An 8856-nucleotide genomic window follows, 5' to 3' on the forward strand; every position below is an offset into this window, starting at 1 on the left:
CGTTGACACCATTCGCCAAGGCCGCCAAGGCGCAGTATCATAAGCCGCTAATCAAACCACAGAAGCCATTACTATGTCGTGCCCGCCTTGCCCCCGCTGTCAGTCTGAATTTGTTTACCAGGACCAAAGCCTGTTCATCTGCCCCGAATGCGCCCATGAATGGAACCCCGCTGAGGTCGCCGCTGAAGACGCGGCCACCGTCAAAGATGCCAACGGCACCCTGCTGGCAGAAGGCGACAAAGTCACGCTGATCAAAGACCTCAAAGTGAAAAGCAGCTCTCTCGTGCTCAAGATCGGCACAAAAGCCGTGATTAAACGGCTCAAGGAAGGCAAGGACCACCAGCTAGACTGCAAGGTCGACGGCGCTGGCGACATGATGGTCACTGCACAGTTTGTGAAGAAGGCCTGAATCGAGGGTGATATGTGTTATCGGAAGATGTCCTGCCCCAGAGTAGGGGGATTGATAGCATCAATAACCCAATCTTGCTACTGATACGGCATTGCCGTATATTTTAATGATGTTATTCATCGAAACCTCAGCGTTCACCAAGCTATTACCGAACTACCTCACGGATGAGGAATACCGTGGGCTGCAAGTGTATCTGCTACAGAAACCGGACGCGGGAGACCTCATCAAAGGTTCGGGTGGTGTTCGTAAGGTTCGCTGGTCATCAGCAGGTTCGGGAAAGAGCGGTGGGGTTAGAGCTATCTATTATTGGAAGAAATCTGACCACGAGATATGGATGCTCACGCTGTACAGTAAAACCGAGCGTGCCAGTATTCCTGGGCATATGCTCAAGCAAATAGCGGAGGCAATCAAAAATGGTTGATAGAAACTTAGGGGCAGAGATCCTCGACGGAATTGATGAAATTAAGCAATTCAAAAAAGGCAAAATCGCGCTGCGAACTCACGAGTTAGCCGAGCCTTCACCGCCCAAAATCATTCGTCATAAACTGAATTTATCGCAATCAGCCTTTGCGGGCCTTCTTGGGGTGAGCATGCGTACTTTGCAGGATTGGGAGCAAGGGCGAAGAGAGCCTCAAGGCCCCGCCGTTGCCCTTTTGCGTATTGCTGAGCAACACCCTGAAGTCTTTGATCAACTGCATTAACAAAAGCAACGTGTTAACGCTCTCGATGCCAACGACTCCCCGCCACCGCTAAACGCCGCCAACTGCTGGCAAGCCTTCGCCGGTAGTGTGGAAGTGATGACTCGCACACCTAACAGGGCATCTGCTACCGACTAAAAACTAAGCATCCATAGGTGGGCTCAATTTGATTTAGCTGCTAGGCTGAAATTACTAGAGCGAAAATCGCCGCAGGGAGCACCACAATGCAGGATGCAAAGCGCATAACGCTTCACCCCACCAACCAGTGCATGCAAGTTCATGTTGATGGCACGTTGCTTGTGGAAGTTGTAAAGAGCACCAATGCCCTCGAACTCCGCGAGCGCGGCTACCCTCCACGCCATTACTTTCCCCGCGACGACGTGCGGATGGATTTGATGACCCTTTCCGAAACGACGACCCACTGCACGTTTAAAGGCAACACGGCGTATTACTCGCTGGGTGACAAGAAAGATATTGCATGGAGCTACGAGCAGCCGGTTGAAGGGATGGGAGCGATAACGAGTAGGGTGGCGTTTGGTGGGGAAGAGAACGAATGAAGTCTTTCGATCCGAAACGGACATTCCGGGAAATGCTGCAGGCGCGCGAATTTTGGATATACAGCCTAATGGGAATTAATAGTCTAAAGAATCATAGGCTTGGGAGAATCTGGCGGGCTGCATTTGCCGGAAAAAAGTGCCAGCACGTTCATTCAATCATAAAACGCGCTGTCTAATACGCTGTTATACCGTTTCTTTCAGCCCCCCGTCTCCGTCATGCTAGAATTGAAAAGTAAATCTGCTAATGCGAAGAGGTTCCACGACCATGAGACTCGAACAAGTCATTCAAGAGACAAAAGGGCTTTCAGCCAATGATCGAGCTTTGCTTGCCCATTGTCTGATTTCTAGCCTTGAAACTCAGCACGACGAAGGGGTCGATGCTGCTTGGTCTTCTCTTGCTGAACAGCGAATCGATGAACTTGAGACTGGCAAAGTTCAAGGGGTGTCATGGGAAGAAATTAAAGGCCAACTTAAGCGTCCCTCGTAATGGCTGAGTTGAGTTTTCATCCAGCGATATATGACGAGTTACAAGAAGCTTACTCATGGTACGAACAGCAGGCAGTTGGTTTGGGGGATGATTTCGTCAGCGAACTGGAGTCTGCCTACGAGTCGATAAAGTCGTTGCCAGAAACATGGCCGAAATTCAGTAAGCGCACACGCAGGTTTTTACTGACAAAATTTCCATACGCTATCGTGTATAAGCCTTCCATTTCTACCTGCCACGTAGTTGCGATAATGCATCAAAGCCGTAAGCCGGGTTATTGGCTCCACCGGGTATAACAAGTGCAGGCACGGCGACGCCCATTACATTGCGCCTTCGGCTCCATTTCATGGGCGCGCATGCTGCAAGCGTTAAGTGCTTGGCTTGAAAATTGAAACTGGAGTAAAAATTGGCGATTAAAACAAGAAATCTAAGGTTCGCAGCGGGAAGATCAGGAAGTGTTGTCGTTGCTAAGTCATTGAATGAAGCTTTGTCGAAGAATAAACAAACAGCATTTCTTTGTCATAGCCATAAGGATCAAGATCTGGCGAAAGGGCTTCAAGTCCTGCTGAAAGAGAACGGGTGGGATGTTTACATAGACTGGGAAGACAATGAAATGCCGAGCTCGCCCAATAAGGAGACGGCAAGTAAGATTAAGTCAAAAATAACGTCAACAGACTGGTTTCTGTTTTTGGCCACGAGCAATTCCACTCAATCACGTTGGTGTCCTTGGGAGATTGGGTATGCCGATTCCCAAAAAGGGTATGAAAAAATGCTAATCATTCCTACCGAAGATGACTCTGGGAATTGGTACGGGAACGAATATCTTCAGTTGTACAAGAAGATTGATGAAGGAACTGATAAACAAACCGGAAGGTCTGGTTATGCAGCTTTTGGCGCTGGATCAAATTCAGGAACTAGGATTAGCAACCTCTAGTGGCAATATGTAGATTTCCAATAGGTTTTCGATGGCACATAGCAAGAGCCGACGCCCAATAAAATTGAAGGCGCCAAAAAAACAAGGTAGCCAATTCAAGGTGGAGCAAGTTTTCTGGCCGGCAGCCGGCGCGCTTTTGGGCAATGTATTGATGCCGGGCATAGGTGGTTTACTGGCTGGCGGTGTAATTGGCGGTGCATTGACACTGAATAGTAAGGAGAAAAAAGTGGCGAAAATTCCCGTTTTCTACAGCTTTCATTTCGCTAATGATGTTATGCGTGTTCAGCAAATAAGAAACATTGGAGCAATTGAAGGAAACTCCGCAGTAAATGCCAATGAGTGGGAGCAGATCAAAAGGAGTGGTAAGGCCGCTGTGCAAAACTGGATCGATCAAAACATGAAGTATAAAAGGTGTGTGATTGTTCTTATTGGTTCAGAGACTGCGTCACGTCCTTGGGTAAAATACGAGATAGAGAGGGCTTGGAACCAAGGTAAAGCCATTATCGGAATCTACATACATAACATTAGATGTGCAAGAAATGGCGCGTGCCGAAAAGGCGCCAACCCCTTTGATGAATTCACTTTTAATGATGGCCGCAAGCTGTCATCCGTGGTTCCGTGTTACGATCCTGATCCATCACAAGCCTATCGGGATATCGCTGCAAATATTTCTGACTGGATTGACCACGCTATTAAGAACAAACGGAACTAAATATGAGTGAAGATCCGCTCCAAATCGACCCCGAAGCAGCCTCGATTCAGACGCACCTTGGAATAATTCAAAACGTCATTCAGCGAATGTCAACAAATAGCACCAATTGCAAAGCATGGTGCGTGACCTTAGTAGCTGCTGTCCTTGTGATAATAGCTGATAAAGGTAAACCAGATTATGCTTGGATTGCACTTTTACCAACAGTGGTATTTTTGGCTCTTGATGCCTATTACTTGGCTCTAGAAAAGGGCTTTCGCAATTCTTATAACCAATTCGTTTCCAGGCTGAGAGCTGGAAGCCTTACCGAACAAGACCTTTATTCCGTCATGCCCGTTGGTAATATGTCGACGCTACAGTTCGAAGCCGCCAAATCCTTTTCAGTTTGGGGGTTCTACATTTCTCTTGGTGTCTTAATTGGCGTCACTAAATGGATAGCACTGGGGTGAAATCACTTAACAAAGCGCTGCTGTCGGACAAATTTTCCGCTGCGCTCCAAATTTGCCGCAGAGCGCGGCGTTAGAAGCCCTTTTTCAGGATGAAGTATCAATGTCTACTAGAGAAGCAATTGACACAATAACTGGATATTTCTATCAATTTGATAAAACGATACTGGAACTATTGCAACAAGAAGACACGGACGTTTCTATCTGCATTGAGGGTATTGAAGACATTGATATTGTTAACGCAAATGAAACTAATGCCGTTCAGTGTAAGTATTCCGCGAAAACCGAATATAATCACTCGGTTATAAAAAATCCAATTATTCTCATGCTCCGTCATTTTGCAGAAAATCGACATGGCGATATTAAGTATCACTTGTATGGTCACTATAAGTCAGGGCATGAAAAACTGCCCGCTTTAACATGTGACGTTTTAAAGAGCAATTTTTTAACTTATACCAAAACCGATAAGGACACTGACGGCAATAAAAAGAAAATAACTAATTATGTTCATAATGAGCTTAGTCTAACAGACAGCGATTTAGAGGAGTTTTTGAGTCTATTAATGCTAGACATTCGAGCCCCATCGATCGAAGAGCAGTATGAAAAAATTATCCAAGAGATAGCAAGCATTATAAATGTTTCTCCATTAGAAGCTGAACTATATCATTACAATTCTGCACTTAAAATCATTAGGGATTTATCAATTGAGCAAAATCGTGACGATCGATATATTACCAAGTCGGATTTTTTGAAACGTATACGTGTGAAGGATGAAATATTTGACGCATGGTTTATAAAGAGGAAAGGTCGTGAAGAATATATAAAATCTGTAAAAAGAGAGTACCTATCAAATGGCTTAAATATGGAGCCGTTTGATAGATTCTTTTTGATAGACTGTAATTTTGATGAGAATCTACCAGAACTTGAAGAAGTCGTTCTGCTTCTAGCAAATAAATGGTCTAAATTATCTAAAAGGCAAAAGCCAAAATTTTGTCCATCTATCTATCTTAATGGATTGAAACCGGACAAGCTCATTGAGCTTAAGAATCGAATATATTCGAAAGGTACCGTTTTTTTAGATCCATACCCGTTTAAAGGATCTACACTCTGTACGCAACATTTTTACGCCGAGCCGTCTATAGAGAATAGGGTGAAATTTAAGTTTGTTGATACCATTGAAGATTTAAAAATTTTGATTAATGAATCAGGATCTACAGTGGAAATCTATCAATTCTATAAAGATCAGATCTATTTCGATACCAATCAACATAAAAACGTAAAGATTAGAATTGAAGATATTGGATATATAAGGGATTTAACAAGATGACAGATTCGATTAACGCTGAAGTGATTTCGGTATACCCAGACAAAGTAAAAGTTGCTGTTGATGACTTAAACTCTTTTCGCTTGGCAGAAGAGCATCTCAAAGTTGGTTCGTACCTTAGGATCGCAGATTGTGATGATGTCGTATTAGTAGCGGTTATTGATAGTTTTGCTATTGAAGTTAAGGATAATGGCGATAGAAAATATATCATTGAAGCAAGTCCACTAGGCGTAATTAAAAATGGGATTTTCTCTCGAGGCGGAGATTCGATTGCAATCCCACCGAAAAAAGTTGAGCCAGCTAAAATATCGGAGATTGAACAGATCTATACTTATGGGCTAGCTGATAAAGAGAAATTTGATTTTTCTGAACTATCACATAATAGCGGTGTTCGAGTTCCGGTAGATGGAGATAAGTTTTTCAATAAGCATATCGGTATCGTCGGATCCACGGGATCAGGTAAATCACACACAATAGCTACAATACTTCAAAAAGCAGTTTCACAAAAATGTAACGCATATGACGGATTGAACAATTCACACATAATAGTATTTGATATACATGCTGAATATCCTTCAGCATTCCCCTTTTCTAATAAGTTAAATGTTGATGATATCGTTCTCCCATACTGGTTATTAAATAGTGAAGAACTTGAAGAATTATTCCTTGATTCGGGAGATAACAATAACTACAACCAATCTTCAGTCTTAAGAAGCGTCATTACGCAAAACAAAAAGAAGCACAATCCTAGTGTTGACAAGATATTTTACGATAGTCCATTAAAGTTCGATATCGATGAGGTTTTAAATTGCCTTATCAACCTTAAAAATGAAACGAAAAACTCAAAAGCAATTGATCGTTATATGATTGCAGGCGAAGAAGGTGATTCAGAGAACAGTTCAACGACAGCAGAATCTGGAGTCTATTTATCAAACGAAGATAAGCTAAATAAGTACTTTTCAGATATATACGAGTTTAGACCAACTAAGAATTCTAATGTAACGAAGGGTGATTATGCTGATGGGACATTAGATAAATTCGTATCACGATTTGTGTCTAAATATAAGCAAGATAGATTAAAGTTTTTATTTGGAAAAGCTTCTAAAGAAATTTCGTTTGAAGATGCAATCAAACAATTTCTAGGATATACGAAAGAACAGGAATCGAATGTAACAATTATTGACTTAAGTGGAATACCATTTGAAGTCCTAAGTATTACGGTTTCTTTGATTTCAAGAATGTTATTTGATTTCGGCTATAACTATAAAAGATATGCTAGTAACAAAGCTGAAAATCAACATGATATTCCTATATTGCTTGTTCTTGAGGAAGCACATAAGTATGTTCCTAAAAGCGATCTTGCTAGATTTAAAGCATCAAAAAACTCAATAGAGAGAATAGCTAAAGAGGGTCGAAAATATGGAGTAACTCTGTTACTAGCAAGTCAACGACCATCTGAAATTTCGGAAACTATATTTTCTCAGTGTAGTAACTTTGTTGCTATGCGATTAACGAACCCTGATGACCAAAATTATGTTCGTAGGATTTTGCCTGATACTTTTGGTAATTTGACCTCTAACTTGTCATCTCTACAAACAGGTGAGGCATTGTTAATGGGTGATGCAGCAATATTGCCGTCTCTTGTAAAGATTGATAAAACACATATGCCACCATCTTCCAACGATATACCTTACCTAAAATTGTGGAAAAATGAGTGGAGTCAATTAGATTTTGAAAAATTTATTGAAAATTGGAAGTCTTAACGGGCTTCTAACAAGTCAAAGCACTCGGACGCAGCAAAGCTGCGCCTGTGTTTGAAGCATTATATTTACAAGGACTAATTGAAGAGGTTTATATGAAGTTCCATGTGCTGTTGCAAACGGCAGAAACAGGCCCTGTTTACGAATTAAATTATGACGATAAAGACGAAATCGTGAATAACGTACTAGAGCCTTACCTTTTAAACGAGGAATTTCAGTTCAATGGGTACTTTATACAGCCTTCAAAAGTTGAGCGATTGCTAGTTTCTGAAACAGAAAATACAGCCAAGGAATGTGTTGATAATGAATATAGAAATCTAGATTTCGGAATTATTATGGTCATCGCTGAAGAAGATTGTGTTTTTGAAAATGATAAATATGGTCGGGACATTACGAGGCCCTTGCTCAATGAAGTAAAGAGAAATATTAAGGATGAGAAAGCAAGCCGTGGGTCGAGTACTCAGATCCAGATGACGAGTAATCGTTCAATAGAAACTGTTTTTCTTGGCTATAGTTATCGTCAAGAAGATGATGAGTTCGTTTCAGGTTTTAAAGAGCTTTTAAGCGACAAGCGGTATGAGGTTCTCGATGGTAAGGCCGATGGACTTGGCTCAATATCCCAAGCAATAATAGAGAAAATACAGATATCCGATGCGGTAGTTATAGTAATGACAAAGCGAGATAAAAAGGAAAACGGAAAGTTCACGACAGCTGCATGGCTTTTAGAAGAGAAAGGAGCTGGTCTTGCACTTGGCAAACCTGTAGGGATGCTAGTTGAGGAAGAAATAGATGATTCTGATATTGGTGGAATGCAGGGGGATAATCAAAGGTTCCATTTCACCAGAAATAACTTTCTCAAGACGGCGATGAATTTCCTGCGGGTTCTTTCGAGGGAAAAAACATAACCAGTGTCTGTTGACGGATGCACCTACGCTTCGCTGCGGCACGCCGCAAACCCAAGCGTTAACTGTTCCCTAATGACCGAGGTTCCTGTGAAAATTGAAAATGCTAATATTGAAGACTATAAGAAGTATCTAAAGGAAAAGTCTAGGCCTCCGAGTAGAGGGGGGAATACAAAGGCTCTTCATGCTCACGTGCTTGTCATTGATGGAAAAAAGTATAGTTTTCTTGCGTTAGGCTTACAGCAATGGGTATTTAAAACAGATATTGTGAGTTTTGAGTATGAATTAGATGGTCAGTATAGGAATGTCGATAAAGAAACACTCGTTACTATCGATAAGTCGGGAAACAAAGTGATAAGAGGTAATCGAGGTTTTAAAAAACAGCTTCGTACCGCAGACACTCGAATGCCAGTTAGTCGACGAGAAATGAACAGTTAACAAACGCAGGCATGGCGACGGCTTTTTCGTTGCGGCTTCGCCTTCACTACAAAGCTGCGCGTGCTGCAGGCGTTGAGGCTGTAGAAAAACCCCGCTGACCCCTAAGTTTTGGTAGGATTGAGGAAACAGACGAGGAGTGGTCAGCATGCCGCGCTTCAAGGCTTATAACTACGATCAGAACGCCATGGTGGTGAT

Annotated in this window: 13 protein-coding genes; all 13 read left to right on the forward strand. The window is 42.2% G+C overall.

The annotated features are described in order from the left end of the window. The first annotated feature begins 73 nt into the window (after positions 1 to 73). Positions 74 to 409, forward strand: coding sequence for a zinc ribbon domain-containing protein YjdM (locus M8006_RS15350; protein ID WP_250083694.1), 336 nt, complete (start codon positions 74 to 76; stop codon positions 407 to 409). A gap of 91 nt (positions 410 to 500) precedes the next feature. Next, on the forward strand, positions 501 to 830 hold the full coding sequence (locus M8006_RS15355) for a type II toxin-antitoxin system RelE/ParE family toxin (protein ID WP_250083696.1): 330 nt from the start codon (positions 501 to 503) through the stop codon (positions 828 to 830). Then, positions 823 to 1110 carry a helix-turn-helix domain-containing protein gene (locus M8006_RS15360; protein WP_250083698.1) on the forward strand — a complete coding sequence of 96 codons (288 nt, stop codon included), beginning with the start codon at positions 823 to 825 and terminating at the stop codon, positions 1108 to 1110. Before M8006_RS15355 ends, M8006_RS15360 begins: the two co-directional genes overlap by 8 nt. 221 nt (positions 1111 to 1331) lie before the next feature. After that, a complete protein-coding gene (locus tag M8006_RS15365) occupies positions 1332 to 1664 on the forward strand; it encodes a DUF427 domain-containing protein (RefSeq protein WP_250083699.1) in 333 nt (110 codons plus the stop codon). Positions 1665 to 1929: 265 nt separating this feature from the next. After that, complete coding sequence (locus M8006_RS15370) at positions 1930 to 2151, forward strand: addiction module protein (RefSeq protein ID WP_250083701.1); 222 nt, start codon at positions 1930 to 1932, stop codon at positions 2149 to 2151. Next, positions 2151 to 2444, forward strand: a complete 294-nt coding sequence (locus M8006_RS15375; protein ID WP_250083703.1) for a type II toxin-antitoxin system RelE/ParE family toxin — start codon at positions 2151 to 2153, stop codon at positions 2442 to 2444. The genes M8006_RS15370 and M8006_RS15375 overlap by 1 nt, the downstream gene beginning before the upstream one ends. 110 nt (positions 2445 to 2554) lie before the next feature. Then, complete coding sequence (locus M8006_RS15380) at positions 2555 to 3082, forward strand: toll/interleukin-1 receptor domain-containing protein (RefSeq protein WP_250083705.1); 528 nt, start codon at positions 2555 to 2557, stop codon at positions 3080 to 3082. Between the two features lie 31 nt (positions 3083 to 3113). Beyond that, the gene (locus M8006_RS15385; RefSeq protein WP_250083707.1) at positions 3114 to 3794 is read left to right on the forward strand and encodes a TIR domain-containing protein; all 681 of its coding nucleotides are present in this window, start codon (positions 3114 to 3116) and stop codon (positions 3792 to 3794) included. 2 nt (positions 3795 to 3796) lie between these two features. Next, positions 3797 to 4240, forward strand: a complete 444-nt coding sequence (locus M8006_RS15390; RefSeq protein ID WP_250083709.1) for a hypothetical protein — start codon at positions 3797 to 3799, stop codon at positions 4238 to 4240. Between the two features lie 100 nt (positions 4241 to 4340). Further along, positions 4341 to 5564, forward strand: a complete 1224-nt coding sequence (locus M8006_RS15395) for a DUF4297 family anti-phage-associated protein (RefSeq protein WP_250083711.1) — start codon at positions 4341 to 4343, stop codon at positions 5562 to 5564. Next, positions 5561 to 7324: an anti-phage-associated helicase HerA gene (gene herA / locus M8006_RS15400; protein WP_250083713.1), complete on the forward strand. Its 1764-nt coding sequence runs from the start codon at positions 5561 to 5563 to the stop codon at positions 7322 to 7324. The genes M8006_RS15395 and herA overlap by 4 nt, the downstream gene beginning before the upstream one ends. 47 nt (positions 7325 to 7371) lie before the next feature. Continuing rightward, positions 7372 to 8226 carry a toll/interleukin-1 receptor domain-containing protein gene (locus M8006_RS15405; protein ID WP_250083715.1) on the forward strand — a complete coding sequence of 285 codons (855 nt, stop codon included), beginning with the start codon at positions 7372 to 7374 and terminating at the stop codon, positions 8224 to 8226. A gap of 87 nt (positions 8227 to 8313) precedes the next feature. After that, positions 8314 to 8661 carry a hypothetical protein gene (locus M8006_RS15410; RefSeq protein ID WP_250083717.1) on the forward strand — a complete coding sequence of 116 codons (348 nt, stop codon included), beginning with the start codon at positions 8314 to 8316 and terminating at the stop codon, positions 8659 to 8661. Positions 8662 to 8856 lie beyond the last annotated feature (195 nt).

Source organism: Halomonas llamarensis (genome assembly GCF_023555005.1).
GTDB classification, from domain to species: domain Bacteria; phylum Pseudomonadota; class Gammaproteobacteria; order Pseudomonadales; family Halomonadaceae; genus Vreelandella; species Vreelandella llamarensis.

Excerpts from the sequence above, each read along its gene's own strand:
- M8006_RS15375 (WP_250083703.1), top strand. The coding sequence starts at position 2,151 with ATGGCTGAGTTGAGTTTTCATCCAGCGATATATGACGAGTTACAAGAA.
- M8006_RS15370 (WP_250083701.1), top strand. The coding sequence starts at position 1,930 with ATGAGACTCGAACAAGTCATTCAAGAGACAAAAGGGCTTTCAGCCAAT.
- M8006_RS15385 (WP_250083707.1), top strand. The coding sequence starts at position 3,114 with ATGGCACATAGCAAGAGCCGACGCCCAATAAAATTGAAGGCGCCAAAA.
- M8006_RS15365 (WP_250083699.1), top strand. The coding sequence starts at position 1,332 with ATGCAGGATGCAAAGCGCATAACGCTTCACCCCACCAACCAGTGCATG.
- M8006_RS15395 (WP_250083711.1), top strand. The coding sequence starts at position 4,341 with ATGTCTACTAGAGAAGCAATTGACACAATAACTGGATATTTCTATCAA.
- M8006_RS15360 (WP_250083698.1), top strand. The coding sequence starts at position 823 with ATGGTTGATAGAAACTTAGGGGCAGAGATCCTCGACGGAATTGATGAA.
- herA (WP_250083713.1), top strand. The coding sequence starts at position 5,561 with ATGACAGATTCGATTAACGCTGAAGTGATTTCGGTATACCCAGACAAA.
- M8006_RS15390 (WP_250083709.1), top strand. The coding sequence starts at position 3,797 with ATGAGTGAAGATCCGCTCCAAATCGACCCCGAAGCAGCCTCGATTCAG.
- M8006_RS15350 (WP_250083694.1), top strand. The coding sequence starts at position 74 with ATGTCGTGCCCGCCTTGCCCCCGCTGTCAGTCTGAATTTGTTTACCAG.